The organism is Streptomyces acidiscabies, from assembly GCF_020010905.1.
Classification (GTDB): Bacteria; Actinomycetota; Actinomycetes; order Streptomycetales; family Streptomycetaceae; genus Streptomyces; species Streptomyces acidiscabies.
Genome location: NZ_JAGJBY010000001.1, coordinates 5,112,421 through 5,137,324, shown reverse-complemented (window position 1 = coordinate 5,137,324; position 24,904 = coordinate 5,112,421). Strand labels below are relative to the sequence as shown.

Genomic DNA, 24,904 nt, shown 5'->3' with positions numbered 1-24,904 from the left:
GGGCTCAGGACCTCGGCGTCAGGTGGAAGATGCAGCTGTGGGGGATGTCCAGTCCGGTGCGGTCGTCGAGGTGCCACGGGGAGCGGGCGAAGGCGTCCTCCCACTCGGCGGTGTCGGGGATGTACTGGTCCATCAGGGCGTGGGTGTACTCGAAGCCGAGGGAGAAGACGGGCGCGGCGGGGTCGTTGCTGAGGTCGGAGCGGTAGGTGTCGCTGAGCAGCAGGCGCCGTACGTCGGGGAACGCCTCGCGCAGCCGGCCGAGGGAGGCGACGCAGTCCTCCAGGGGCCACAGGTCGTGGCCGAGGAAGAAGGAGAAGACGAGGTCGACGCCGGGGTGGCGGCCCTTCTCCAGGCGGGAGATGTCGCCGTGGACGATCTCGACGCGGTCGGAGAGTCCGGCGTCGGCGACGGCCTTGGTGGCGACCTCGATCGCGCCCGCGTCGATGTCGATGCCGACGAACCGCTTGCCGGGGTGGCGCAGGGCGAGCTGGATGATCCGGCGTCCGCTGCCGCAGCCGAGGTCGGCGGCGCAGGTGAAGTCGAGTCCTGCGGTGACGCTCTCGAAGACGGGGTCGACGTGGAAGTGGCCGTAGTCGCGGCCGGCGCGGGCGATGGCGGCGCCGTCGCGCAGCCGCATGGCGTCCTTGCCGCGTCCGGTGCGGGCGAGGTCGTCGGCCTGGGCGAGGATCGGGGCGTATCCCTTGACGAGCCACACGAAGTAGCCCTTGTTCTCCCAGAGTTCGGTGAAGCGGGGGCCGGGGACGAGGGTGACGCCGTCGCCGACGGTGGCGACCGCGTCGGCGCTCTCCAGGGCGTCCACGATGAGCCGCAGCGCGCGCGGGCTCAGGTCGTGTTCGCGGGCGAAGGCGTCGAGGGCGCAGGTGCGGTGCTCGTCGAGGACGTCGAGGAGGCCGAGTTCGGCGGCGGCGGTGACGGCGGAGGCGAGGACGGTGCCGTTGAACGCCTGGCGCATGGAGAGGGGGGCTGCGGTGGTCATCGGATGGCCTCCTGGGTGAGAGCGGCTTCGAGGCGGCGGACGAAGGTGAGGATCTCGGCGGGGGTGCCGACGGAGACGCGGATCCAGCCGGGCATGCCGAGGTCGGTGGTGTCGCGGACGAAGGTGTCGTCGGCGAGGAGCTGCCGGGTCACCTCGGGAGCGGTGCCCGGCAGGTGGAGGGTGACGAAGTTGGTCTGCGAGGGCAGGTGGGCGACGCCGAGGCGGTCCAGGCAGGCGCACAGGGTCATGCGAGCGGTGGCCGTACGGGTCCTGGTCTGCTCCAGGAACGCCTGGTCGGCCAGCGCCGCGCGGGCGGCGGCCTGGGCGAGCCGGTTGACGTGGAACGGCATCGCGTCCTGGACGGCGGCGGTGCGGGCGACGACGCCGGGGTCGCCGAGGAGGGCACCGACGCGCAGGGAGGCCAGGCCGTACGCCTTGGAGAAGGTCCGCAGGACGCTGACGTTGCCCTGTTCGCGGGCCCAGGGCAGGGCGGAGGTGAAGGAGTCGTCGGCGAACTCGGCGTACGCCTCGTCGAAGATCACGTGCGAGCCGGTGGCGCGGGCGGCGTCGCACAGGTCGTGCACGGCTCCCGCGTCCAGGACGGAGCCGGTGGGGTTGTGCGGGTTGCAGACGAAGACGAGGGCCGGGGCCTTCTTCATCTCCGCGATCAGGGCGGCCGGGTCGACGCGGTAGCGGTCGAGGGGCGTGCTGGTGACCGTGAGACCGATCGCCTCCAGGGACTTGGGGTAGCCCTGGAAGGTGGCCTCGGTGACGACGGCGCGCCCCAGGTCGCGCAGGGCGAGGGCCACCATGAGGACGACCTCGTCGAGGCCGTTGCCGACGACGATCCGGTCCGTGGCGGTGCGGTGGTGCGCGGCGAGGGCGTCGATGAGCGCGGTGTGGCTGGGGTCGGGGTAGCGGTTGACGCGCAGGAGTTCGGCGCGGGCCGCCTCCACGGCCCGGGGGCTCGCGCCCCACGGGTTCTCGCTGCGGTGCAGCAGGAGCGGGGCGGCCGTCGCGGTGTGGGCGGCGGGGGCCCGGGTCTGCGGGCTCACGCCAGCGCTCCCGCGACGGACTCGACGGCGGTGACGACGGCGCCGGAGGCGACCAGGGCGACGGCGTCCTCGATCTCCGGCGCCAGATAGCGGTCCGGTCCTGGGCCGGGTACGCCGCGGTCCCTGAGCAGCGTGACGACCGCCCCCGTCGCGGGGGACGGTTTCAGCGGGGCGCGCAGGTCCAGGGCGCGGGCGGCGGTGAGGATCTCCACGGCGACGACCCGGGTGAGGCCGTCGACGGCGCGGCGCAGCTTGCGGGCGGCGCCCCAGCCCATGGAGACGTGGTCCTCGACCATCGCGCTGGTCGGGATGGAGTCGACGGACGCGGGCGCCGCGAGCCGCTTCAGCTCGGAGACGATCGCGGCCTGCGTGTACTGGGCGATCATGTAGCCGCTGTCGACGCCGGGGTCGTCGGCGAGGAAGCCGGGCAGTCCGCTGCTGCGGGCGACGTCCAGGAACCGGTCCGTACGGCGTTCGCTGATCGAGGCGGCGTCCGCGATCGCGATGGCGAGGAAGTCGAGGACGTAACCGACGGGCGCGCCGTGGAAGTTGCCGTTGGAGCTGACGCGTCCGTCGTCGAGGACGGCCGGGCTGTCGACGGCGGCGGCGAGTTCCCGGCCGGCGACGGTCGCGGCGTGTTCGACGGTGTCGCGGACCGCGCCGTGGACCTGCGGGGTGCAGCGCAGGGAGTAGGCGTCCTGGACGCGGGTGCAGCCGGAGGCGGGGTCCCGGTGGGAGGCGAGGACGCCGGAGCCGTCGAGGAGGGCGACGATGTTGGCGCCCGCGAGGGACTGGCCCGGGTGGGGGCGCAGGGACAGCAGTTCGGGGGCGAAGGCGCGGTCGGTGCCGAGGAGTGCCTCGACGGACATGGCGGCGGCGATGTCCATCGTCTTCAGCAGGCGGTCCAGGTCGGTGAGAGCGAGGACGAGGTGGGCGAGCATGCCCTCGACGCCGTTGAGGAGGGACACGCCCTCCTTCTCGCGCAGGTCGACCGGGGTGAGTCCGGCGGCGGCGAGCGCGTCGGCGGCCGGCATGAGGGTGCCGGAGGCGTCGCGGACCTCGCCCTCGCCCATCAGGGCCAGCGCGCACTGGGCGAGCGGGGCGAGGTCGCCGGAGCAGCCGAGGGAGCCGTACTCGCGGATCACCGGGGTGATGCCGGCCGACAAGGCGGCGGCGAGGAGTTCGGCGGTGCCGGGGCGGATGCCGGTGTAGCCGGTGGCGAGCGTGGACAGGCGCAGCAGCATCGTGCCGCGGACGATCTCACGCTCGACCTCGGGGCCGGTGCCCGCCGCGTGCGAGCGGACCAGCGACTTCTGGAGCTGGGCGCGTTGCGCGGGCGGGATGCGCTCGGTGGCCAGGCCCCCGAAGCCGGTGGAGACGCCGTACACCGCGTCCGGTCCGACGAGGATCTCCTCGACCCGGGCGCGGCCCTTCTCCAGGGCCGACAGGGCGTCGTCGCCGAGGCGGACGCTCGCGCCCTCGCGGGCCACGGCGACGACGTCCGCGAAGGAGACCGGGCCGGTCCCGACGGTGACGGTCCTCATCGGGCCACCGCCCGCTCCGGTCGGGGTGAGGCCCACTCAGGGTGTCCGTTCACGACGTTCCTTCCTGTCGAACCGGTGTTGTGGGGGGACACCGCCGATGGGGGGCACGCGGGAGGGCCGCGTGTCGGCGGTGGTGGGCCCTGCCGCGCCGCGCGGGGGCGGGCGGGCCTGGTACTGGAGCCGGGCTACGGCTTCTCGCCCGTGGCGGGGGTCGACGACGTGGTGTGCGCGTCGGACATCACGTTCCGCATCAGATCTCCCGCCGCCTTTGGTCGGAGAACTCGTTACCGGGCTGCTCCCAGCAAAGACCTTGAACATTTGGCGGTCACGCGGTCGTGCCGCACTGTGGCACGGCGGTGGCGGAGCGTGGGCGCGTACGGGGTGGCCGATCAGCCCCGGGACAGGTCCAGGGCGATGTCCACGATCATGTCCTCCTGGCCGCCGACCAGGCCCCGCCGGCCGACCTCCAGGAGCAGGGTCCGGGCGTCGACCCCGTAGCGTCCGGCGGCGTTCTCCGCGTGCCGCAGGAAGGACGAGTAGGCGCCCGCGTAGCCGAGGGTGAGGGTCTCGCGGTCGACCTGGACCGGGCGGTCGCGCAGGGGCCGTACGAGGTCGTCGGCGGCGTCCTGGAGGGCGAACAGGTCGCAACCGTGCTTCCAGTCCTGCAAGTTGGCGACCGCCACGAACGCCTCGATGGGGCAGTTCCCGGCGCCCGCGCCCTGTCCGGCGAGGGAGGCGTCGACCCGGGTCACGCCCTCCTCGACGGCGACGATGCTGTTGGCGACGGAGAGGGAGAGGTTCTCGTGGGCGTGGATGCCGATCTGAGTGCTCTCGTCGAGTACGTCGCGGTAGGCGCGGACCCGGTCGCGGACGCCGTCCAGGGTGAGCCGGCCGCCGGAGTCGGTGACGTAGACGCACTGGGCGCCGTAGGACTCCATGAGCTTTGCCTGCGCGGCGAGTTGGGGCGCCTCGGCCATGTGGCTCATCATCAGGAACCCGGAGACGTCCATGCCCAGCTCGCGCGCCTTCGCGATGTGCTGGGCGGCGATGTCGGCCTCGGTGCAGTGCGTGGCGACGCGCACCGAGCGCACCCCGAGGGCGTGGGCCTGTTCGAGTTCGGCGATGGTGCCGATGCCGGGGAGGAGGAGCGTGGTGAGGACAGCGTTGTCGATCGCGTCGGCGGCGGCCTCGATCCACTCCCAGTCGGTGTGGCTGCCGGGCCCGTAGGTGAGGGAGCCGCCCGCGAGCCCGTCCCCGTGGGCGACCTCGATCGCGTCGACCCCGGCCGCGTCGAGGGCGCCCGCGATGCGGGCCACGTCGGCGGGCTCGATGCGGTGGCGGATGGCGTGCATGCCGTCCCGCAGGGTGACGTCCTGGATGTACAGCTCGGTGCTCATCGGCCGGCCTTCGCTATCGTCTCGGCGACGCGCAGGGCGGCCGACGTCATGATGTCCAGGTTCCCGGCGTACGCGGGCAGGTAGTGGGCGGCGCCCTCGACTTCGAGGAACACCGAGACGCGGGTGGTGACGGGCCCGGCGTCCTCGGGGAGGAGGGTGTGGACGGGTTCGTCGGGCGCGACCGGGGTGAACTGCACCTCCTGCTTGAGCCGGTAGCCGGGCACGTACTGCGCGACGCGCTCGGCCATCTCCTTCACGGACGCCCGGATCGCGTCGTGGTCGGCGTCGCCGGTCAGGCACAGCACCGTGTCCCGCATGATCATGGGCGGCTCGGCGGGGTTGAGGACGATGACCGCCTTGCCGCGCGCGGCCCCGCCGACCGTCTCGATCGCGCGCGAGGTCGTCTCGGTGAACTCGTCGATGTTGGCGCGGGTGCCGGGCCCGGCGGACTTCGACGCGATGGACGCGACGATCTCGCCGTAGTGGACCGGGGTCACGGCGGCCACGGCGGCGACCATCGGGATGGTGGCCTGTCCGCCGCAGGTGACCATGTTGACGTTGGCCGCGTCGAGTTGGTCCTCCAGGTTGACCGGGGGCACCACGAACGGGCCGATGGCGGCGGGCGTCAGGTCGATGAGTTTCTTGCCGTACGGCGCGAGCTTCTCCGCGTTGGCGAGGTGCGCCTTCGCCGATGTCGCGTCGAACACGATCTCGATCTCGTCGAACCCCGGCATCGCGATCAGCCCGTCCACGCCCTCGTGCGTGGTGGGCACCTTGAGGCGGGCGGCGCGGGCGAGGCCGTCGGAGGCCGGGTCGATGCCGACCATGGCGGCGACTTCCAGACTGTCCGACAGCCGCAGGATCTTGATCATCAGGTCGGTGCCGATGTTGCCCGAGCCGATGATGGCGACCTTGGTCATACGTCCCTCTTCTCCGAGAACACGGCCGACACCTCGCCCAACTCCCCCACCTCCGCGCGGATCCGGGTCCCCGGCGGCGCCGGCACCATCGGCCCGAGCGCCCCCGACAGCACGACCTGCCCGGCCCGCAGCGGCTCCCCGAACTCCAGCGCCGTACGCGCCAGCCACGCCAGCGCGTTCAGCGGGTCGCCCAGACACGCGGCGCCCGACCCCTCGGAGACGAGGACGTCGTCGGCGTACAGCCGCATCGGCGCGTCCCGGGGCTCGAACTCGTCGAGCGTGAGCCGGTGTTCGGCCAGCACGTACAGTCCGCTGGACGCGTTGTCGGCGACCGTGTCCGCGAGGGAGATGTCCCAGTCGGCGATCCGGCTGTCGACGATCTCCAGCGCGGCGACCGCGTAGGAGACGGCGTCGCGGACCCGCGCGGCGTCGGTGACGTCCGCCTTGAGGACGAACGCGATCTCCGCCTCCGCCTTGGGCTGGAGGAGCCGCTCCGAGGGCACCTCGGCCAGCGCGGAGACGTCCATGTCGGCGAAGAGGACACCGAAGTCGGGCTGGTCCACGCCCAGTTGGGCCTGGACGGCGGGCGAGGTCAGCCCGATCTTGCGCCCGACGACCACCGCACCCTCGGCGAGCCGCCGCCGGGTCAGCTCCTGCTGCACGGCGTACGCGGCGCCGAGGTCACCCGTGCCGATGAGGTCCCGCACGGGGGCGACGGGCCGGGCCTCCACCGTGGCTCTCGCCAGTCGTTCCGCAGCTTCCTGGACCGCAGTCACACCGCTCACCTTCCTTGCGCCGTCGCGACGGCGAACCCGGCGATCCACTCGGGGACCGGCTCGTAGAAACGGGACGTCATGTCGTAGCCCCCGGTCGCGGCGAGCGAGGCGAACGCCGCGATCCAGGCCCGCACCTCGTGCGCGGACCCCCCGCCCTCGGCAGCCATCCCGGCCACCGTCCAGGCGTCGAACGCGCTCAACTCCCCCTTCTCCAGGTGATCGAGGAGCCGGTTGTCCCACTCCGGGTTGATCGGCACCATCGCCGACGACCCGGCCGCGTAGTCCCGGCCCGCCTGCACGACGCGCTGCTCGCCCCGCTCGCGCTGTTCCGGTGTCGGGGGGCGGCCCTCGATGAGGGCGTCGGCGACGCGGGGCGGGGCGCCGTCGAGGACGGGGACCGGCGGGTCGTGGGAGAGGCCGCCGGACGCGAGGAACAGGACCCGCCGGTCGAGACCGGCCGCCGCCTCGCCGATCGCCGTGCCCAGGGCGCGGATACGGCTGACCGGGCCGAGGGGGGTGGCGACGCCGTTCACGAAGACCGGGACGACGGGGACGCGGTCGATACCATCGAAGAGGACTTCGAGGGGCTGGGCGAAACCGTGGTCGACGGTCATGCGGGCGGAGACGGTGAGGTCGATGCCCCGGTCCAGGACGCCCTGGGCGAGGGCCTTCGCTGCGGCCGTGTCGACCGAGAGGGGGCCCGCCTGGGTGCCGAAGTCGCCCACCGCGTGGGCCTCGGTGGCCAGGCAGAAGGGGGGCATCTCCTTGTAGAAGAAGCCGTTGTAGTGGTCGGGTGCGTAGAGCACGACGAGGTCGGGGGCGAAGTCCCGGATGAAGCGCCGTGCTTCCTCCACGGCCGTCTCGACGCGGACGAGGACGTCGGGGGACGGGTCGTTCTTCCCGATGAGCGGCGAGTGGGACAACCCCACGGCGGCAGCGGTCATGACAGTGGTTCCTCTTGACGGGGGATGCCTCAGGGGTGGACGACGAGCTTGCCGGTGAGTTCGCCGTCGATCATGAGCTGGAAGCCCTTGTGGATGTCCGAGAGCGGCAGCGCGCGGTCGATGACCGGCCGGGTCCCCGTCGCCTCCATCATCCGCAGCATCGCGACGAGTTCGGAGCGCGTGGCGCCGGTGGAGCCGAGGATGCGCTGCTGGAGGTAGAAGATCCGGCCGAGGTCGGCGGGGGGATTCGTCCCGCTCGTGGCGCCCGCGATGACGACCGTCCCGCCGGGCCGCAGCGCCTTGAGGGAGTGCGACCAGGTGGCCTCGCCGACGGTCTCGATGACGACGTCGACCCGTTCCGGGAGCCGTTCGCCGGTGCCGAGCGCCGCGCGGGCGCCCCAGGCGAGGGCCTCGGCGCGTTTGGCCTCGCTGCGGCTCGTGGCGTACACGACGGCCCCGGCGGCGACGGCGAGCCGGATCGCGGCGGAGGCGACCCCGCCGCCCGCGCCCTGCACGAGGACCCGGTCCCCCGCGGTGATGCGGGCCTGCGTGAACAGCATGCGGTAGGCGGTGGTCCAGGCGACGGGCAGGCAGGCGGCCTCGTCGAAGGAGAGCCAGGCCGGTTTCGGCACGAGGTTGCGGGTCGGGACGGTCAGGTACTCGGCGAAGGCCCCGTCGTGCCGCTCGGACAGCAGGGCCCGGTCCGGGTCGAGGGTCTCGTCGCCGCGCCCCGCGTCCGGGTCGCCGAGCACCGGGTGGACGATGACCTCGTTGCCGTCCTCGTCGTACCCGGCCGCGTCGCAGCCGAGGACGATCGGGAGCCGCTCCGGCGGGTGGCCCACGCCGCGCAGGGTCCACAGGTCGTGCATGTTGAGCGAGGAGGCCACGACGCGGACCCGGGACCAGCCGGGCGCGGGTTCGGGCACGGGGGCGTCGCGCAGGACCAGGCCCGACAGGGGGTCGGTGGCGCTCTGGGAGATGGCGGTTGCAGCTAGCACGTACTCACCGTGGACCGTACCGGGCGGTCGGCCCCAGTCGGTGTTCCGCTGGGCAGCACACGAGTCGCTCCAGCCGTCTGCCTGGTGGCGAGGCGTGTCTACAGTGGTCGCGTGTCCTCAGAGAACGCCATGGTGGCCCACAACATCCGGCTGCTCAGGGAGCGGCGCGGCCTCTCCCTGGCCGAGCTGGCGCGGCGGGCCGGGCTGGCGAAGCAGACGCTGTCGCGGCTGGAGCAGGGGTCGGGCAACCCGACGGTGGACACGCTGTTCGCGATCGCGGAGGCGCTGCGGGTGCCGGTGACCCGGCTGGTGGCGGAGCGGCGTCCGTCGGTCACCGTGCAGCGGGGCGACGAGGTGGAGTGGGAGTGCGGCGCCGGCTTCGAGTCGCGGGCGCTCGGCCTGGTGTACGGCTCGGGGGTCGTCGAGAACTACCTGCTGCGGGTCGGCCGGCGCGCGGGCGGGGCGTCCGAGGCGCACCCGGTGGGGACGCTGGAGCATCTGTACGTGGTGAGCGGGCGGGTGCGGGTGGGTCCGGCCGAGAACCCGGTGGAACTGTCGGCGGGCGACTCCGTCCGCTATCCCGGCGACCGGCCGCACGTGTACGAGTCGCTGGACGGCGAGAGCGTCGTCCACGTCGTGGTGAGCGTGCCGTACGGCGGTTCGCGGCGCTGAAGGAAGGGATCTTGCCCCATGTCTGCCCTCCTGGGCCTGGACCTGGGGTGATGGCGGCCGGTACGAAAGAGAGGCCCTTGTCTGAACGTTGGACGGAGACAGCCATGCACGCCCACGAGAGTCCGGACCGCAAGGCCGCCAAGCCGCCGCGCCGAGCGCAGGGACCGGACGTCGAGGCGGCGGACCCCCGGGTGCGGCTGCTCACGGCGAGCGTGCTCGGTGCGTTGCAGCGCAGCATCGGCAACGCGGCGGTGAGCCGGATGGTCTCCGGTGAGGGCGAGGAGGCTCCGGTCCAGCGGTCGTCGGCGCACAACGTGCTGCGCTCGTCCGGCAAGCCCCTCGACGAGCCGGTGCGGGCCGACATGGAGTCCCGCCTCGGCCACGACTTCTCGGACGTACGGCTGCACACCGGCGCGGCGGCTCAGCGCTCGGCGGCGGAACTCGGCGCGCGCGCCTGGACGTCGGGGAACCATGTCGTCATCGGCAAGGGCGGCGGGGACTCCCACACGCTGGCGCACGAGCTGACGCACGTCGTGCAGCAGCGGCAGGGGCCGGTCTCCGGTACGGACAACGGGTCGGGGCTGTCGGTCTCCGACCCGTCGGACCGGTTCGAGCGGGAGGCCGAGTCGACGGCCCGGCGGGTGATGTCCCGTCCGGCGGGTGAAGCGGCGTCGGCGCAGACCGCGCCCGCTCATCACGGGCACAGTCACGGGGCGTCCGTGCAGCGTATGGAGGGGTTCGAGACCGAGGTCGACAAGCGGGTCAGGGGCAGCGGCGGCGAGAAGCTGCCCGGTGACACGAATCTCGCGACCGGCTCGGAGGGTGCCTTCACGGTCGTCTCCGACAGCAGGTCGCTGGCCGACCGGTCCGGCTCGTACTCCAACATCGAGTTCGTCTCGGGCGCCGTCCAGGTGGTGGGGACGAAGAAGGACGCCGGTCCGGACGAACTCGACCGGATCGTCGACGAGATGAAGCGCGTCCGCGACGCCTTCTACAGCGCGGTCGACGGGACGCCGCTGGCGGACGCCGCCGTGGGCCTGGAACTCCTGCCGGACGCAGAGGGCGTGACGCTCAGCAGCCAGGGGTACGTGGAGACGGCCGGACAGCAGGGCCGGGGCGACGGGCTCTACGTCCAGTACACGATCGGTGTGCCGCTGGCCGGGATCCCGCTGGTGTTCGACCACTACCGGGAAGAGGCTCCGGCCGTCGCGGACGCGCCCCTGCCGCGTGCGCTGTTCCGGCTGAACCAGGCCAAGCCGTTCGCGGCGGCCGAACTGGAGAAGTTCGACAGTTCGGCGGCGGGGAAGAAGCGCAGCCGGGGCGAGTCCGAGACGGACTCCCTGAACGGTTTCCTCCAGCTCTACTTCACCCAGGTCGCCGCGATGGCCGACTACGTCGCGCAGCCGCAGGACCAGGGCCAGATCAAGAACCTGACGATCTTCCTGTCCCGTTCGAACCTCACCGACACCTACCGGCTGCTCCCCAAGGACGTGCAGACCTATCTGCGCGCCAACAACGAGGCCATCGTCGGCCGGCTCGCCGACTTCCAGGAGAAGACGGAGGTGGAGGGGGAGGCCCTGTCCTTCTACGACGAGAGCACCCGGCAGCTGAACGGGCTCGCCGAGGTCAGCCTGGAGACCTACGCGAAGTCGGCGCTGACGGGCAAGCCGCAGGTGTCCCAGCAGCAGGTGTTCGGCGGGATGAACGAGATCGCCCCGCACGACGTCGAGGGCACGAAGGTGATCCCGATGGAGATCCGCGCGATCGGCAACTACTTCAAGACCTGGGACGAGCTCAAGGCCGAACTCCGCAAGATCGCGGGCTGGGCGCAGGAGGGCTTCGAGCTGGACCAGGAACTCGGCGGCTCGGGCGCCAGCAAGCGCTGACGGCTCCCCCGGTCAGGCGGCGGGCCGTGCGCCGAGGACGCGGGCCGCCGCGTACGCCACCCTTCGCAACGCGGGGGCGTAGCGGGCGGGGTCGAAGCGGTGGTCGGCGCCGGCTACGGAGAGCGCGGCGACCGGTCGACCGCCGGGTCCCATGATGGGGACGGCTACGCAGGTCAGGCCCAGCGCGACCTCCTGGCGGTCGTAGGCGATGCCGTCGCGCCGGATGCGGCCGAGGTCGGCGCGCAGCAGGTCGGGGTCGGTGAGGGTGTACTCGGTGTGCGCGGGCAGTCCGGCCGCGACGGCTGCCTCGGCGGCGTCGTGGTCGAAGGCGAGGAGGGCCTTGCCGACGCCGGTGCAGTACGCGGGCAGGCGGGCGCCGATGCGGGAGGGTGAGCGGGTGACGCGGTGGCCGTGGATCTTGTTGACGTACACGATCTCGGTGCCGCGCAGGACCGCCAGGTGAACCGTTTCGTGGGTCAGCTCGTACAGGTCGGCGAGGTAGGGCAGGAGCCGTTCCTGGAGGAGCTGGGGGGTGGGGCCGTAGACGCGGTTGCCCATGTCGTAGAGCTGGGTGCCGAGGCGGTAGTTGCTGCCGACCCGCTCCACGAGTTCGTTGCGCTGGAGGATGCCGAGCAGCCGGAAGGCCGTGGACTTGGTGAGGCGGGCCCGGCGGGCCAGTTCGCTCACCCCGATGTCCCCGTCCTCCTCGGCGAGGGACTTCAGGAGCACCAGCGCCTTGTCGACCGCGGTCTGCTGGTCGGGCGCGGGCTCAGGATGGACGGCAAAGGACGGCACAGGCATGGGGGACTCCAGGGGAAGAAGCACCTGACGACCATTGAAGTGGACGCCCGTCCAACCTATGAGACACACGTGGCGGTTGTAAACGTCTTGTGCGGATGGCCGCAATCCGCGCCCCTCACACGGTAGTTGCCGCAGGCAGGGGCCTTTTTCACTGAGTGAAAAGGTGGGCCGCCGAAACGGTTCGCCACGGTGCTCCCGAAGCCGTGTGCCGCACCACGGAACGGCCGCTGGGCCGCCCGGAGCCCCGTGGCGTCTGCTGGGGTCATGCAGCAATACGACACCGCCCGGCGGCCGGGGGAAGCGGCCCTCGACGTCAGCGGGTACTTCGATCTCGACCGCGGACTCGTCGACCGCCGGATCTTCGCCGACCCCGCCGTGCACCGGCAGGAGCTGCGCCGCGTCTTCGCGCCGAGCTGGCTGTTCCTCGCGCACGAGAGCCAGTTCGTGAAGCCGGGCGACTTCTTCACGACGTACATGGGCGAGGACCCGGTGATCGTCGCGCTGGGCCGGGACCGGAAGCTGCGGGCGTTCCTCAACGCGTGCCGGCACCGCGGGATGCGGGTGTGCCGGGCGGACGCGGGCGCCACGAAGGCGTTCACGTGCAGCTACCACGGCTGGTCGTACGACATGTCCGGCAAGCTGGTCAACGTCCCCAACGAGGAGGACTACCCGGCCCACTTCGACCGCGAGCAGTGGGGGTTGGTGGAGGTCGCGCAGGTCGAGACGTACAAGGGGCTGGTGTTCGGGACGTGGAACCCCGAAGCGCCGCCGCTGGCCGAGGCGTTGGGCGGGATGACCTGGTACCTGGACGCGATGCTGGACCGCGATCCGGAGGGCACGGAGGTCGTCGGCGGGGTCCACAAGTGGGTGCTTGAGGGCAACTGGAAGCTCGCCGCCGAGCAGTTCGCGTCCGACTGGTACCACGTCAACATCTCGCACGCGTCCGCGCTGATGGTCATGTCGCCCACCGGCAAGGGCCCGAAGACGGAGATCGTGCAGACGCCGGGCCGCCAGTTCTCCGACCCGCTCGGGCACGGCGCGGGTTTCCCCACGCATCCGAAGAGCCGGTTCGACGACCGGGTCGTGCACGACTGGTACGACTACGACGCGCTGCGCGCCCGCCTCGGTGACACCCGCGTCGAGGGGCCGATGACGACCGGTCACGCGACGGTCTTCCCGAACTTCTCCTACCTCCCCGTCAACGGCTCCATCCGCGTCTGGCACCCCAAGGGCCCGGACAAGATGGAGGTCTGGGCCTGGACGGTCGTCGACAGGTCGATGCCGGACGAGGTGAAGGACGCCCAACGCCTGTACAACCTGCGGACGTTCGGGCCCACCGGGATCTTCGAGCAGGACGACGGCGAGAACTGGAGCGAGGTCCAGGCGACCGCGCACGGCTTCGTCTCCGGCGCCCTGACCCTCAACTACCAGATGGGCCTGGGACTTGAGTCGCAGGACGGTATCCACCCCGGTACGACGGGCCGCCTCTACAGCGACGGCGCCGCGCGCGGCTTCTACGCCCGCTGGCGCGACCTGATGAACACGCCCGCGTGGCACGAGCAGAAGGACACGCGATGAGCACGACGAGCACCGATATCCGCGTCGCCGAGGCAGGCGGCATCGAGGACGGCGAGGCGCTGCGGGTGCCCGCCGAGGAGACCGGCCACGGCGACGCGATCGCCGTCTTCCACGACGACGGCACGTACTACGCCCTCGACGACACCTGCACACACGGTCAGGCGTCGCTCTCCGAGGGCTGGATCGAGAACGGCGAGGTGGAGTGCCCGCTGCACAGCGCCCGCTTCTGCCTGCGCTCGGGCGAGCCGCAGTGCATGCCGGCGACGCTCGCGCAGCGCACGCACCGCGTCGAGGTGCGGGACGGCGGCATCTGGCTGCATGCCGGGGTCGACGCATGAAACGGATCGCCGTGGTCGGCGCTGGCCTCGCGGCCGTCTCCACCTGCGCGGCGCTGCGGGCGGAGGGGTACGACGGCCGACTCACCCTGTACTCCGCCGAGTCGGGGCTCCCGTACGACCGTCCCCCGCTGAGCAAGGACGTCCTCCTCGGCAAGGCCGGCCGTACGGACGTGCTGCTGCGACCGGCGTCCTGGTACGAGGCTCAGCGCGTCGACCTGCGCGAGGCGACGCCGGTCCGGGCGGTGCGTCCCGGCGAGGGGGCACTCGAACTCGCCGACGGGACGCGGGAGTTCGCCGACCGGGTCGTTCTCGCGACCGGCGGTACGCCGCGCACGCTGCCCGGCGCGCGGGTGCTGCGCGACTGGGAGGACGCGGAGCGTCTGCGCTCGCGGCTGCTGCCGGGGGCCAGGGTGGTGGTGATCGGAGCGGGGCTGATCGGGGCGGAAACGGCGGCTGCGGCACGGGCGTTGGGCTGCGAGGTGACGATCGTCGATCCGGTGCCGGTGCCGCTCGCGGCCGTGGTCGGGGACGCCGTCGCGGGCGCTCTGCACGCGCGGCACAGCGTCGAGGGCATCGCGGTCGTCACGGCGGGGGTGGACCATGTCTCGGACTCGGCCGTGGTGACAACGGACGGCCGCCGGATCGCCGCCGACACCGTCGTGGCCGGCATCGGCATCCGCCCAGCCACTCAACTCGCCTCCGATGCGGGCCTGTTGGTGGACAACGGCATCGTGGTGAACGCCGGCCAGGTCACCTCGCACCCTCACGTGTACGCCGTCGGCGACGTGGCCCGGCAGAACGGCCACACGATCCGGCACGAACACTGGGAGGCCGCCCAGCGGGACGGCGAGGCCGCAGCGCACGGCATCCTGGGCGGCCCCGTGCCCACTGCGGGCGCCCCCTGGTTCTGGTCCGACCGCCACGGTTCCCGCCTAGAAGCGGTAGGCACGATGACGAACGCCTCCCGAATCGTCCTGCGCGGCACGCCCGCCTCCGGCACCTTCACGGCGTTCGGCGTGCACGCCGGGCGCTTGGTCGCGGCGGCGGCGATCGACAGGGGCCGGGACATCAAGGCGGCGCGGCGGATCGTGGACCGGGGGATCGAGGTCGACGCCGGTCAACTGGCTGACGAGGGGTGCGACTTGAGGACGTTGCTGAGGGGGTGAGGCAACGCGCCGGAACACGGCGGCTTCCCGGCCACGGCGTCCGCCGTCCCCCGTCCGGCGGCGTCCACGCCCGGGACCTCGCCCCGCGCACTCCCGCTCCGGGCTCATACCTTCGCCCGCTCGCCCCACCCCCGTGCCACCCCTCGGCACACGCGCTCCCCGAACCATCTTCGCCGCGCTGGAATGACCCCCACGCGGCTCGCAGGAGGACCCCCCGATGAGCATTCACCCCCCGGAAGCCCCGGAGACCCCGGCTGCCCCGGCACACGTCTCCGACGCCGAGGTTCGCCTCCACGTCGAGGTCCAGCGGCTGTACGCCGTCGAGGCCCGTCTTCTCGACCAGCACCGCTACGCCGACTGGCTGGAGCTGTTCGCCGAGGATCTGCACTACTGGGCGCCGGTCCGTACCAACCGGCTGCGGCGTCAGCAGAGCATGGCCGACGGGGCGCCCGGTGAGGTCGCCGTCTTCGACGAGACCAAGGCCAGCCTGGCCTGGCGTATCCGTCGGTTCGACTCCGGCATGGCGTGGGCCGAGGATCCGCCGTCCCGTACCCGGCATCTCGTCACCAACGTCCTCGTCGAACCCGGCGAGGAGCCCGGCACCTACACGGCGACCTCGGACTTCCTCTGCTACCGCAACCGGCTCGAACGCGAGGTCGACCTGTACGCGGGCGGCCGTACGGACACCCTGCGCCGCACCGGCGACGGCGGACTGCTGATCGCCCGCCGCACGATCCTGCTCGACCAGAACGTCCTGCTCGCCAAGAACATCAGCACCTTCCTGTGAACCGGAGCCGCTCGTGACCACTGAAGACAGCACAGAGGTGAAGCTCGTCGAGCACACCGTGTCCACCTCGCTGGGGACCGTCGCGGTCAGCGAGGCGGGGGCGGGCCCGGCGCTGGTGATGCTGCACGGCGGTGGTCCCGGCGCGAGCGCGGTGGCCAACTACGCGCAGAACCTCCCGGCGTTGGCCGGCCGTTTCCGGGTGATCCTCCCCGACCAGCCCGGCTTCGGCGGCAGTTACCGCCCGACGGAGGCCGACCTCGACGCCCGCAGCATCACCGAGATCACCGTCGACGCCCTGCTCCAGACCCTGGACTCGCTCGGTGTGGACCGCTTCCACCTCCTCGGCAACAGCCTCGGCGGCGCCGCCGCGATAGCGACCGCCCTCGAAGTCCCGGACCGCGTCGAGAGGTTGGTGCTGATGGCGCCCGGCGGCGGCTGGCTCCCGTTCGGCCCCACGCCGACCGAGGGCCAGAAGGCGATGTTCCGCTACTACAACGGCGAGGGCCCGACGCTGAAGAAGATGCGGGACTTCATCGGCGTGATGACGGCCGAGCCGAAGCGCTGGACGGACACCGCGCAGGCCCGCTACGAGGCGTCCCTCGACGAGTCCCACATCGCCTTCTACCACCGCTACAACGCCGCGTTCGCGAAGCGCCACGGCATGGACCCGCTCTGGCAGCGCGTGCACAGGATCAAGGCGCCGACCCTCCTGCTGTGGGGCCGCGACGACCGCACGATCACCCTGGACGGCGCCCAGTTGATGCTGAAGCAGATCCGGGACGTCCAGCTGCACGTGTTCGGAGGCTGCGGCCACTGGGTCCAGCTGGAGCGGCAGGCCGAGTTCGAGCGGCTGGTCGCCGACTTCCTCGCGGAGGGCTGAGCGATGGGCTGGCTGGACAGCGACGTCGCCCTGATCACCGGCGGCGGTTCGGGCATCGGGCGCGCGGTGGCGCTGCGGTTCCTCGACGAGGGCGCGCGGGTCGCCGTCTTCGGACGCGACGAGGAGCAGTTGAAGGAGGTCGTCGAGGAGGCGGGCGACCTCGGGGAACGGATGCTGACCATCACCGGGGACGTCCGGGAGCCGGACGATCTGCACCGCGCGGTGCGGGCGACGGTGGAGCGGTTCGGGCGGCTCGACGTGCTCGTGCCGAACGCCGGGATCTGGGACTACCACCGCAGCCTGACCCGCCTGGACGGCAAGCAACTCTCCGATGCCTTCGACGAGTTGTTCGCGGTGAACGTCAAGGGGTACGCCCTCACCGTCGAGGCGGCCTGGCGTGAACTCGTCGCGAGCAACGGCTGCATCGTGATGACGCTGTCCAACGCGTCCTTCCACACCGACGGCGGCGGCTCCCTCTACACCGCCAGCAAGCACGCCTGCCTGGGCCTGCTGCGCCAGTTCGCCTACGAGCTGGCGCCGAAGGTCCGCGTCAACGGCGTCGCCGTCGGCGGGATGCGCACCCAGTTGCGCGGCCCGGAGAGCCTGGGCCTCCAGGGCCGTACACTGGCCGACTCCTTCGCCCGCAACGAGGCGTCCGGCGCCGAACAGCCACCGCTGATCCCGCTGTACGGCTCCAGCGTCGAGCCGGAGGACTTCACCGGCCCGTACGTCCTGCTCGCCTCCCGCGTCAACAGCTCCACCGTGACCGGCGCCGTGATCCCCGCCGACGGCGGCATCGCCGTACGCGGCTTCCGCAACGCGGCCGGCGGCGCCGGGCTGTAGAGACCCGGCCCGGAGGCGGGCCCGCAGCACCCCGCCGTCGCCCGCCGACAGGCACTCCCCCGTTTCCCGTACGACCCGTTCCCGCACGCCCCGCCCACCGAAGGAGCCGACGCCATGGTCGCCGTCGACATCAGTCCCGCCACGGCGCTCTGTCGCAGAGCCCAGTCACCGACCCCCGCCGCCCTCGTCTACGAGGGCCGCGAGATCTCCGCCGCCGAACTCAGCCGTACGGCGGCCGAGTTGGCGGCGGGGCTCGCCGAGCACGGGGTGCGGCGGGGTGACCGGGTCGCCTACCTGGGCCTCAACAGCGTGACCTTCTTCGAGACGTTCCTCGCGGCGGCGCACCTCGGCGCGGTGTTCGTGCCGGTGAACTTCCGGCTCGCGGCGGACGAGGTCCAGCACATCCTGGTCGACAGCGGGGCGCACACGCTGGTCGTGGAGGAGGGGCACCGGGAGGTCGTGGAGTCGGTCCTGGACGGCGTACCGGCCCGCCGCCACCTCCTCGTCGACACCGACCCGGCCTGCCCTCCGACGCCCGAACCCGCCGCCGTATGGACCCCGTTGTCGGAGCTGCTCGGCGCCGGGCGCCCGGCGCGGGAGCGGAGCGTGCTGCACGAGGGCGACCTCGCGATCCTGATGTACACGTCCGGGACGACCGGGCGCCCCAAGGGCGTGATGCTGACGCACGGCAACGTGTGGTGGAACGCCGTCAACGTGGACAGCGTCGTCGACACCCGCGCCGACGACATGAACCTCGCCGTCGCCCCGCTCTTCCACATCGGCGGCCTCAACGCCCTGACGCTGCGCACCCTGTTGCGGGGCGGCACGGTCGTCCTGCGCCGCGCCTTCGACCCCGCCCAGTGCCTGGCCGACCTGGTCGAACACCGGGCGACCAGCTTCTTCGGGGTCCCGGCGATGTACGCGGCCCTCACCCGCGTACCCGGCTTCGACCAGGCCGACCTCGGGGCGCTGCGCTCGGCGATCGTGGCGGGGGCGCCGGTGCCGCCGCAGCTCATCACGGAGTACGGCGAGCGGGGGGTGCTGCTCCAGCAGGCCTGGGGGCTGACCGAGACGGCGCCCTTCGCGACGTACCTCCCGGCGGGTCTTACGCTGGAGAAGACCGGTTCCGCGGGGACGCCGATGCCGTACACGGAGGTCTGTATCACCCATCCCGGTACGGGAGTTCGCGTCGACGAGGCCGATGCGCGCGGCGAGATCTGTGTGCGCGGGCCCAATGTGACGCCGGGGTACTGGAACGACCCGGACGCGACGCGGGCGGCGTTCGACGACGCGGGGTGGTTCCACACGGGGGACATCGCGCACCGGGACGCGGACGGGCACTACTACATCGTCGACCGCCTCAAGGACATGATCATCTCGGGCGGGGAGAACGTGTACCCGGCGGAGGTGGAGCGCGTCCTGCACTCCTACCCCGGCGTCCTGGAGGCGGCCGTCATCGGCGTCCCCGACCCGAAGTGGGGCGAGACCGTCCTCGCGGTCCTGACCTGCGCACCGGGGACGTCGCCGACGCTGGACGACGTACGCGATTTCACGGGCCGTCACCTCGCCCGCTACAAGCTGCCCACCCGCGTCCTCATCGCCGAGCAGCTCCCCCGCAACGCCAGCGGGAAGCTCGCCAAGGCCGAACTGCGGCGCTGGGTCGACAACACCAGGGAAAAGGCACGCTCTTGACGATCCATCAGATATCCCGGCATCCCGTGCGTGCCTGCTACCCCTACGGCGCTCACGATCTGCTGGTCGAACCTCCCTTCCCCAGTTCGCTTCCCGCTGTCTTCGCCGCCCACCCCCGCTGCCGCCGGCTCGTCGCCGCGCCCGCCGAGGACGACACCTCGGCTCAACTCGCCCTGGAGTCCGCCGGGTTCCGCCGGATCACCGAAGCCGACCTGCCCACCGGGACCGTCGTCCTGTACGTCGCCGAGCCGCCGGAGGTCATGGGGGTTTCGACGGCCCTGGACGACATGCCGCATTGAGGGGACTCGACGTAGGTTCTGCGGATTCGGGGTGCGCGGGGCGGGGGATGCCATAGAGTGCGGCCACTGTTTTCGGGGATGACGGGGGAACCCCAATGTCGGTGTCTCCAAGGCGAGTTACGGGTGGGTCGAAGTCTGGCCGCCTGATCATGCTGGTGCTGCTGGTCGGCGTGGGCGGCCCATGGATGCAGAGCCCGCTGAACGACTACTTCGTCGAGCACTATCACGAAGGCGGCTTCCAGAGGTGGCTCGCCATGGCGGCGTACGCGCCGTCGTGGCAGGTCGATCCCGACGACATCGGCGGCACGGGCTACCTGGTCTCCAACAACCTGCTGACCCTGCTGATGTTCCTGGGAATCCTGCTGCTCCCGGCGCGGCTGCCCGCGCGCCTGCCGGGCTGGCTGCGCTGCCTCGTCGGCAGTGTTCTGGCCGTGGAGCTGATGTACCTGGCCCTGTGGCTCGTGCCCGAACTGTTCGCCGCGAACTCTTCGGACAACAGGTTCAACGAGACGGTGCTGAAGGACTTCGCGCGCTCGGGCCTCATCTTCGGCCTCGCCGCAGGCATCGTCCTCGCACTGCTGACCAAGGGGTCACCCGGAACACGTACGGCCGTGTCCGCCAGGAGGGTGAGGGCGTTGTCGAGTCTGAGGACCAGACAGGGGGTCGGAGTGAGAAACGCCGTACCGATGAGCATGCCGCTGGGGCGGACGAAGGGTGACGTCACCCGGTATCTGTGCGCGGCGGCCTACACGGACGAGAACTTCGCCCGCCGGGTGGTCGACGAGGTCCTCGCGGACGAGGCGAGCGCGGTCGCGCCGTCGCCGGACGTGGACCTGGTCGCGGTGTCGCTGCACTGCCTGCACGCCGAGAAGCTGCGGCACGCGCGTGATCTGCGGCTGTCCGTGGCGTTCGGGGCCATCGCGCTGGTCGCGCCGCTGTGGCTGATCCCGGCCGGGATGTACCTGGGGCTCGTGCAGCGTCCGGTGCAGCCGAGTCTGTCGACGCGTGGCCGGCACCATCCCGACAGCAAGGTGCTGTGGGCGGCCGTGGTCTCGGCGGGGGTCATCGCGCTGGTCACCCTCTACTTCGCCGTCCTGCTGTCCTCGGCGCCGCTGCCGGGGTTCTTCGCCTGGCTGCTCGGCGCCTACGCCGGCGGCGTCCCGGCGGCGCTGGTGTCGTTCGGCGCGGCGGCGTCCGCGTACGCGATCGTCGTGCAGCACGAGACGCAGATCGACCAGCTGCTGCGCTCGACGATGACGCGCCAGACGTTCGGCAGCGCGCCGCCGCCCGCGCCGCCCCGCAAGGACTGGGTCACGCGGCGGCTCGCGGCGATCGGCGAGGCGCAGAACGGGAACGTGACGATCTACAGCGGGTACGCGCCCTGGATGGGGTACGCGGCGACCGTCTCCAAGTACCCGTTGACCGTACCGCTGTTGGCCGCCGACGACCCGACGGGTACGGGGCGTCCGCTGGAGACGACGCCGTTCACGGTGACCGAGCTGATCGCCCATGTGCGCCGCCGGATCCAGGCGACCGCCGGTGAGGAGGCGCTGGGGTCGCTGACGATCGAGGACCGGGTCTTCGTCAACGGGACGACGCTGACGGACGACGAGCGGTTCATGCGGGCCAACACGCTGGTGCCGGTGACGCGGCTGTCGGCGGAGGAGGTCGAGCAGATCATGCTGCGGCCGACCGGGCACGTCCGACACTATCTCGCGGTCCATGTGCCGCTGTGGGGCGGGGACGTCGTACCGAGTGTGCTGCTGCACTTCTCGACGGCCAGCCAGACGCTCCAACTGCACATCGACAACCACGTCATGAGCCCGGTGTTCGCCTCGTACCACGCGGTGGACCGGCTGCGCGGCGCCGGGCTCGGGGCCGACGCGCGGCGCGGGGTGCTGGTGAACGCCATCGGGCGGACGGGCGGCGCGCTGCTGGCGGCGCCGTCGCGGGCCCGGCACCACGCACAGTTCGAGAAGCTGCACTCGCGGCGGATGGACGACGAACTGAAGGCGATGGAGCAGGACCCCGGGTACGACTACGGGGCGCGGGTCAGCGTGCGGGAGATGGCGCTCGACCCGCAGTACCAGAACTACTTCCAGGTGCTGGACGCGGAGCGGGTCACCGCGCTGATCCAGCGTCATACCTTCGCGGCGATCCGGGAGTTCCTCGACGCGCACGGGTACGACACGACCGACTTCCGGGCGCAGCAGCAGACCATCCTCAACCAGGGTGTCATCCAGCAGGGCGGGACGAGCATCGTCGGCAACCAGGCGGTCGGGCCCAACGCGACCGCGCTGCAAGGCATTCCGAAGCAGCAGTCGGGCGGGGCGGCGGCGCCGAGTCCGGCGCGCGGCGCGGCCAAGTAGAGGGGGAAGCATGAGCGACGAAGGCCGTCAGGGCCCGGGGGTCAACCAGGGTGTCGTCCAGTACGGCGGCACGAGCAACGTCGGCAACCAGGCGATCGGTCCGGGCGCGACGGCGTACTCGGGCACGGTGTCCTTCCAGTCCTTCGACGCGGGGCGTACGGCGGAACTCCTCGCCCGCGTGGAGGAGTTGCTGGCGCTGCACCAGGCTCAGCTCACCGACCCGGAGTCCACGAGCCGGGAACTCAGGCGGCTGCGCGAGGAGTTGGCCGAGCCCGAGCCGGAACCCGGCGTCGTCCGGCGGGCGTTGACCCGCCTCAACGACTTCGTGCAGCCGGTGACACCGCTCGTGGTGGCGGTGGGCCAACTCGCGGCTTCGATGCAGGGGCTGCCGGGGTTCTGAACTCCGTTCCATGAAAGGGCCGTTCCCTGTGGGGCGGCCCTTTTCGGGATTCTCCGGACCTCCGGGCCGTCCTCGGTCTACGGTACGAGCACGAGGTGTCGCCCACCGTGACCGTCCGAGGAGGCTTCCGTGCCCGCGCCCTGCGATCCCGCGTACGCACCGATCGGTGACGTCAGCACCGCGCTCATGATGATCGACTCCCGGCTCAAGACGCTGTACTCGGGCCGGACCACCACGGATCCCGAGCAGCAGGAGCTGATCGACCAGTACACGGCGTCGATCTCCGCGCAGGGGGCGCGGGACGTCCTCGACGGGGCCTGCACGCTCATCTACATGTACATGAAGTGGCTGCGACTGGCGCACGCGGAACACGACCGGGACGTCATCGAGTACGTCGTACCGAGCCTCGTCGCCACCCTGCGCCAGATGACCCAGAACGTCCGCCCCGAAGCCATCCCCACCATGGTCGGCCTCGTCATCTCCTCCGCCATGGAACTCAGCCCCAGCCTGTGGCGCCAGCAGTACGGCCAGTGGACCCAGGCGGAGATGGTGGCCCTGGAGGCGACGGTGATGCTGCTGGCCGAACACATCAACCGGGTGACCGACGACCGCGACTTCGCCACCCGGCTGATCACGGACGCGTTGTCGCGGGCGGAGGAGGGGGAGTTGTACGAGGAGGAGGACGAGGATTAGCAGGTGTGCGCCATGTCCTTCGCGATCACGTTGTACAGGGTGGCGGTGTCCGGTGTGGTGGGATCGGGGACGACGAAGGTGTAGTCGACATCCTTGGGGTACTCCCCTACGACGACGGTGAGTTGGTCGGTGAGCGAGGCGTACGTTCGCAAGTCCCACTCCACCTCCGCCTCGGCGAGCATCTCCTTCAGCTCCCCGAACGTGACCTCCGAGGCGAGGTTCACCATCTCCCCCGGCTGCCCGGTCGGCACGTCCACCGTTCCGGTCCAGGTGCTCAGGGCGACCTGAAAGATCTCCCGGCAGCCGCAGACTTCGAGGCGTACGTCGCCATAGGCGAAGGTCCGGGGCCAAGTGCCCTTCGGATTGGGGAAGTAGTCGGCCTCCACCGGCGGTCCGAGTACCTCGGTGACGGCGTCCAGCCCGGCCCCTGGTCGCAGGACGCCGACGCCGCCCGTCGTCGCGTAATCCATCAGCACGTCTCCCATGTCCATGCCGGAAATGATCGCAGGCTTCTTCGAGGGCGCGGCGGAGTCAGTCGAGGGCGCGGGCCCGTCTGAAGCGTGCGAGGGCGAAAGGGAGGTCGACGATCGGGTTCGGGTAGTCGGCGGCCGGCGCACGGTCGAGGCCCTGGAGGCGCCAGGGTTCGTGTACCAACCGGCCCTTCGTATCGGCTAGTTCGGGGATCCAGCGGCGGATGTACGCCCCCTCGGGGTCGTATCGCTTTGCCTGAGTCACCGGGTTCAGGACCCTGTTGGGGCGGGAGTCCGTGCCGGTGCCTGCCGTCCATTGCCAGTTGAGTTGGTTGTTCGCCACGTCGCCGTCCACCAGGAGCGACAGGAAGTGTGCGGCGCCTACTCGCCAGTCGATGTACAGGGTTTTTGTGAGGAAGCTCGCCGTCAGCAGGCGTCCCCGGTTGTGCATCCAGCCCTCGGTCAGGAGTTGGCGCATCGCCGCGTCGACGATGGGGTATCCGGTGCGGCCCTCCTTCCATGCCGCGATGTCCTCCCGCGCGTCCTTCCCGGTCCGCCAACGGTCGTGTTTCGTACGGTAGTCGGCGTGCTCGGCGTCGGGTCGGGCGGCGAGGACCTGCCGGTGGAAGTCGCGCCACGCCACCTGCCGGAGGAACGCCTCGGCCCCCGGTCCGGGCACGGTCCGCGCCCGGTGGACCATTTCGACGGGCGAGAGCGTTCCGAAGTGCACGTGCGGGGAGAGCTTCGAGGTCGCGTCGCCCGCGAGATCGTCGTGCCGCTCCTCGTACGCGTTCACCCCCGTACGCAGCCAGTCCGCGAGCCGCGCCCGTCCGGCCGTCTCACCCCCCGGCCCCGCAGCCCGTGGCAGCGTCTCGGACGCGACCCCCTCGGGGACCCGCACCGTGCGCGGCGCGGCGAGCGGTTCGCGCAGCGGGGTGCGGGCCCAGTGCCGGTAGTACGGCGTGAACACGGCGAAGTGGTCCGACCCGGCGGGGAGTACGGCACCGGGGGCGACGGCCGCGTTCACCGCGTCGTGGACGTGCAGCCGTCCCCCCAGCTCCCGGCGCAGCCGCTCCTCCCGGCGCTGCGCGAACCCACTCACGTCGGCCGCCATGTGCACCGCCCCGGCACCCGTCTCACGAACGACCCGGCACACCTCCTCGACGACGTCCCCGCTGCGGACGACCAGCCGCCCGCCCCGCTCCCGCAGCCCGGCGTCCAGATCGCGGAGGCAGTCCGCGAGGAACGCCAGCCGGTTGGCCGCCGTGAACCGGGGCTCGCGGACGAACAGGGGGACGACCTCGCGGGCCCCGGCGAGGGCCGCCGCCAGCGGGGGATGGTCGTGCAGGCGCAGGTCCGAGGTGAACAGGACGACCGAGACGTTCACAGGTGCGTGACT

Annotated in this window: 24 protein-coding genes; 13 read left to right on the top strand and 11 right to left on the bottom strand. The window is 71.7% G+C overall.

Features of this window, described 5'->3' with window-relative positions; genetic code table 11:
• Positions 1-4 precede the first annotated feature (4 nt).
• The 8 genes from J8M50_RS23310 to J8M50_RS23275 all read right to left on the bottom strand — a co-directional run bounded on the left by J8M50_RS23310 (position 5) and on the right by J8M50_RS23275 (position 8,631).
• A complete protein-coding gene (locus J8M50_RS23310; RefSeq protein WP_010360546.1) occupies positions 5-997 on the bottom strand; it encodes a class I SAM-dependent methyltransferase in 993 nt (330 codons plus the stop codon).
• Positions 994-2,052, bottom strand: a complete 1,059-nt coding sequence (locus tag J8M50_RS23305) for a pyridoxal phosphate-dependent aminotransferase (RefSeq protein ID WP_010360545.1) — start codon at positions 2,050-2,052, stop codon at positions 994-996. The genes J8M50_RS23310 and J8M50_RS23305 overlap by 4 nt, the downstream gene beginning before the upstream one ends.
• On the bottom strand, positions 2,049-3,596 hold the full coding sequence (hutH, locus tag J8M50_RS23300; protein ID WP_010360544.1) for a histidine ammonia-lyase: 1,548 nt from the start codon (positions 3,594-3,596) through the stop codon (positions 2,049-2,051). The genes J8M50_RS23305 and hutH overlap by 4 nt, the downstream gene beginning before the upstream one ends.
• 389 nt (positions 3,597-3,985) lie before the next feature.
• Positions 3,986-4,993: a 4-hydroxy-2-oxovalerate aldolase gene (dmpG, locus tag J8M50_RS23295; protein ID WP_010360543.1), complete on the bottom strand. Its 1,008-nt coding sequence runs from the start codon at positions 4,991-4,993 to the stop codon at positions 3,986-3,988.
• Complete coding sequence (locus J8M50_RS23290; RefSeq protein WP_010360542.1) at positions 4,990-5,913, bottom strand: acetaldehyde dehydrogenase (acetylating); 924 nt, start codon at positions 5,911-5,913, stop codon at positions 4,990-4,992. Before J8M50_RS23290 ends, dmpG begins: the two co-directional genes overlap by 4 nt.
• Entirely contained in the window at positions 5,910-6,689 is a 780-nt protein-coding gene (locus J8M50_RS23285) for a 2-keto-4-pentenoate hydratase (protein ID WP_010360540.1), read from the bottom strand. The genes J8M50_RS23290 and J8M50_RS23285 overlap by 4 nt, the downstream gene beginning before the upstream one ends.
• A gap of 5 nt (positions 6,690-6,694) precedes the next feature.
• Positions 6,695-7,633, bottom strand: a complete 939-nt coding sequence (locus J8M50_RS23280) for a 3-carboxyethylcatechol 2,3-dioxygenase (protein WP_010360538.1) — start codon at positions 7,631-7,633, stop codon at positions 6,695-6,697.
• Positions 7,634-7,662: 29 nt separating this feature from the next.
• Positions 7,663-8,631 (bottom strand): zinc-binding dehydrogenase, encoded by a 969-nt coding sequence (locus tag J8M50_RS23275; RefSeq protein ID WP_010360537.1) that lies wholly within the window; start codon positions 8,629-8,631, stop codon positions 7,663-7,665.
• 111 nt (positions 8,632-8,742) lie between these two features.
• On the opposite strand from J8M50_RS23275, the gene J8M50_RS23270 reads away from it, so the two are divergent.
• Positions 8,743-9,303, top strand: a complete 561-nt coding sequence (locus J8M50_RS23270) for a helix-turn-helix domain-containing protein (protein WP_063870996.1) — start codon at positions 8,743-8,745, stop codon at positions 9,301-9,303.
• A gap of 104 nt (positions 9,304-9,407) precedes the next feature.
• Complete coding sequence (locus J8M50_RS23265) at positions 9,408-11,189, top strand: eCIS core domain-containing protein (RefSeq protein ID WP_010355982.1); 1,782 nt, start codon at positions 9,408-9,410, stop codon at positions 11,187-11,189.
• 12 nt (positions 11,190-11,201) lie between these two features.
• Here J8M50_RS23265 and J8M50_RS23260 read toward each other — a convergent pair whose 3' ends face one another.
• Complete coding sequence (locus J8M50_RS23260; RefSeq protein ID WP_010355983.1) at positions 11,202-11,990, bottom strand: IclR family transcriptional regulator; 789 nt, start codon at positions 11,988-11,990, stop codon at positions 11,202-11,204.
• Between the two features lie 264 nt (positions 11,991-12,254).
• Between J8M50_RS23260 and J8M50_RS23255 the strand changes: the two genes are divergently transcribed.
• The 11 genes from J8M50_RS23255 (at position 12,255) to J8M50_RS23205 (ending at position 23,035) form a co-directional block, all read left to right on the top strand.
• Positions 12,255-13,568 (top strand): aromatic ring-hydroxylating dioxygenase subunit alpha, encoded by a 1,314-nt coding sequence (locus J8M50_RS23255; RefSeq protein ID WP_010355984.1) that lies wholly within the window; start codon positions 12,255-12,257, stop codon positions 13,566-13,568.
• Positions 13,565-13,906 (top strand): bifunctional 3-phenylpropionate/cinnamic acid dioxygenase ferredoxin subunit, encoded by a 342-nt coding sequence (locus J8M50_RS23250; RefSeq protein ID WP_010355985.1) that lies wholly within the window; start codon positions 13,565-13,567, stop codon positions 13,904-13,906. Before J8M50_RS23255 ends, J8M50_RS23250 begins: the two co-directional genes overlap by 4 nt.
• Positions 13,903-15,072 (top strand): NAD(P)/FAD-dependent oxidoreductase, encoded by a 1,170-nt coding sequence (locus J8M50_RS23245; protein WP_029184165.1) that lies wholly within the window; start codon positions 13,903-13,905, stop codon positions 15,070-15,072. The genes J8M50_RS23250 and J8M50_RS23245 overlap by 4 nt, the downstream gene beginning before the upstream one ends.
• Before the next feature lie 217 nt (positions 15,073-15,289).
• A complete protein-coding gene (locus tag J8M50_RS23240) occupies positions 15,290-15,859 on the top strand; it encodes a 3-phenylpropionate/cinnamic acid dioxygenase subunit beta (RefSeq protein ID WP_010355987.1) in 570 nt (189 codons plus the stop codon).
• A 13-nt stretch (positions 15,860-15,872) separates the two neighbouring features.
• Positions 15,873-16,739 (top strand): alpha/beta fold hydrolase, encoded by an 867-nt coding sequence (locus J8M50_RS23235; RefSeq protein ID WP_029184166.1) that lies wholly within the window; start codon positions 15,873-15,875, stop codon positions 16,737-16,739.
• A gap of 3 nt (positions 16,740-16,742) precedes the next feature.
• The gene (hcaB, locus tag J8M50_RS23230; RefSeq protein WP_010355989.1) at positions 16,743-17,582 is read left to right on the top strand and encodes a 3-(cis-5,6-dihydroxycyclohexa-1,3-dien-1-yl)propanoate dehydrogenase; all 840 of its coding nucleotides are present in this window, start codon (positions 16,743-16,745) and stop codon (positions 17,580-17,582) included.
• Between the two features lie 114 nt (positions 17,583-17,696).
• Positions 17,697-19,274 carry an acyl-CoA synthetase gene (locus tag J8M50_RS23225; protein ID WP_010355990.1) on the top strand — a complete coding sequence of 526 codons (1,578 nt, stop codon included), beginning with the start codon at positions 17,697-17,699 and terminating at the stop codon, positions 19,272-19,274.
• On the top strand, positions 19,271-19,573 hold the full coding sequence (locus J8M50_RS23220; protein WP_010355991.1) for a GNAT family protein: 303 nt from the start codon (positions 19,271-19,273) through the stop codon (positions 19,571-19,573). Before J8M50_RS23225 ends, J8M50_RS23220 begins: the two co-directional genes overlap by 4 nt.
• Positions 19,574-19,722: 149 nt before the next feature.
• Positions 19,723-21,942, top strand: coding sequence for an AbeC-like domain-containing protein (locus J8M50_RS23215; RefSeq protein ID WP_010355992.1), 2,220 nt, complete (start codon positions 19,723-19,725; stop codon positions 21,940-21,942).
• A gap of 10 nt (positions 21,943-21,952) precedes the next feature.
• Positions 21,953-22,342 carry a hypothetical protein gene (locus J8M50_RS23210; RefSeq protein ID WP_010355993.1) on the top strand — a complete coding sequence of 130 codons (390 nt, stop codon included), beginning with the start codon at positions 21,953-21,955 and terminating at the stop codon, positions 22,340-22,342.
• A 129-nt stretch (positions 22,343-22,471) separates the two neighbouring features.
• Positions 22,472-23,035 carry a hypothetical protein gene (locus J8M50_RS23205; RefSeq protein WP_010355994.1) on the top strand — a complete coding sequence of 188 codons (564 nt, stop codon included), beginning with the start codon at positions 22,472-22,474 and terminating at the stop codon, positions 23,033-23,035.
• On the opposite strand, the gene J8M50_RS23200 is transcribed toward J8M50_RS23205, so the two are convergent.
• Positions 23,032-23,526 (bottom strand): hypothetical protein, encoded by a 495-nt coding sequence (locus tag J8M50_RS23200; RefSeq protein ID WP_010355995.1) that lies wholly within the window; start codon positions 23,524-23,526, stop codon positions 23,032-23,034. The genes J8M50_RS23205 and J8M50_RS23200 overlap by 4 nt on opposite strands.
• A gap of 40 nt (positions 23,527-23,566) precedes the next feature.
• Entirely contained in the window at positions 23,567-24,892 is a 1,326-nt protein-coding gene (locus J8M50_RS23195; RefSeq protein WP_010355996.1) for a cryptochrome/photolyase family protein, read from the bottom strand.
• Between the last annotated feature and the right edge of the window lie 12 nt (positions 24,893-24,904).

What these genes read in the sequence shown, in the direction of transcription:
- J8M50_RS23245 (WP_029184165.1), top strand. Translation starts at nt 13,903, where the DNA reads ATGAAACGGATCGCCGTGGTCGGCGCTGGCCTCGCGGCCGTCTCCACC.
- J8M50_RS23225 (WP_010355990.1), top strand. Translation starts at nt 17,697, where the DNA reads ATGGTCGCCGTCGACATCAGTCCCGCCACGGCGCTCTGTCGCAGAGCC.
- J8M50_RS23260 (WP_010355983.1), bottom strand. Translation starts at nt 11,990, where the DNA reads ATGCCTGTGCCGTCCTTTGCCGTCCATCCTGAGCCCGCGCCCGACCAG.
- J8M50_RS23310 (WP_010360546.1), bottom strand. Translation starts at nt 997, where the DNA reads ATGACCACCGCAGCCCCCCTCTCCATGCGCCAGGCGTTCAACGGCACC.
- dmpG (WP_010360543.1), bottom strand. Translation starts at nt 4,993, where the DNA reads ATGAGCACCGAGCTGTACATCCAGGACGTCACCCTGCGGGACGGCATG.
- J8M50_RS23280 (WP_010360538.1), bottom strand. Translation starts at nt 7,633, where the DNA reads ATGACCGCTGCCGCCGTGGGGTTGTCCCACTCGCCGCTCATCGGGAAG.
- J8M50_RS23290 (WP_010360542.1), bottom strand. Translation starts at nt 5,913, where the DNA reads ATGACCAAGGTCGCCATCATCGGCTCGGGCAACATCGGCACCGACCTG.
- J8M50_RS23250 (WP_010355985.1), top strand. Translation starts at nt 13,565, where the DNA reads ATGAGCACGACGAGCACCGATATCCGCGTCGCCGAGGCAGGCGGCATC.
- J8M50_RS23255 (WP_010355984.1), top strand. Translation starts at nt 12,255, where the DNA reads ATGCAGCAATACGACACCGCCCGGCGGCCGGGGGAAGCGGCCCTCGAC.
- J8M50_RS23200 (WP_010355995.1), bottom strand. Translation starts at nt 23,526, where the DNA reads ATGGACATGGGAGACGTGCTGATGGATTACGCGACGACGGGCGGCGTC.
- J8M50_RS23265 (WP_010355982.1), top strand. Translation starts at nt 9,408, where the DNA reads ATGCACGCCCACGAGAGTCCGGACCGCAAGGCCGCCAAGCCGCCGCGC.
- J8M50_RS23215 (WP_010355992.1), top strand. Translation starts at nt 19,723, where the DNA reads ATGCTGGTGCTGCTGGTCGGCGTGGGCGGCCCATGGATGCAGAGCCCG.
- hutH (WP_010360544.1), bottom strand. Translation starts at nt 3,596, where the DNA reads ATGAGGACCGTCACCGTCGGGACCGGCCCGGTCTCCTTCGCGGACGTC.
- J8M50_RS23240 (WP_010355987.1), top strand. Translation starts at nt 15,290, where the DNA reads ATGAGCATTCACCCCCCGGAAGCCCCGGAGACCCCGGCTGCCCCGGCA.
- hcaB (WP_010355989.1), top strand. Translation starts at nt 16,743, where the DNA reads ATGGGCTGGCTGGACAGCGACGTCGCCCTGATCACCGGCGGCGGTTCG.
- J8M50_RS23210 (WP_010355993.1), top strand. Translation starts at nt 21,953, where the DNA reads ATGAGCGACGAAGGCCGTCAGGGCCCGGGGGTCAACCAGGGTGTCGTC.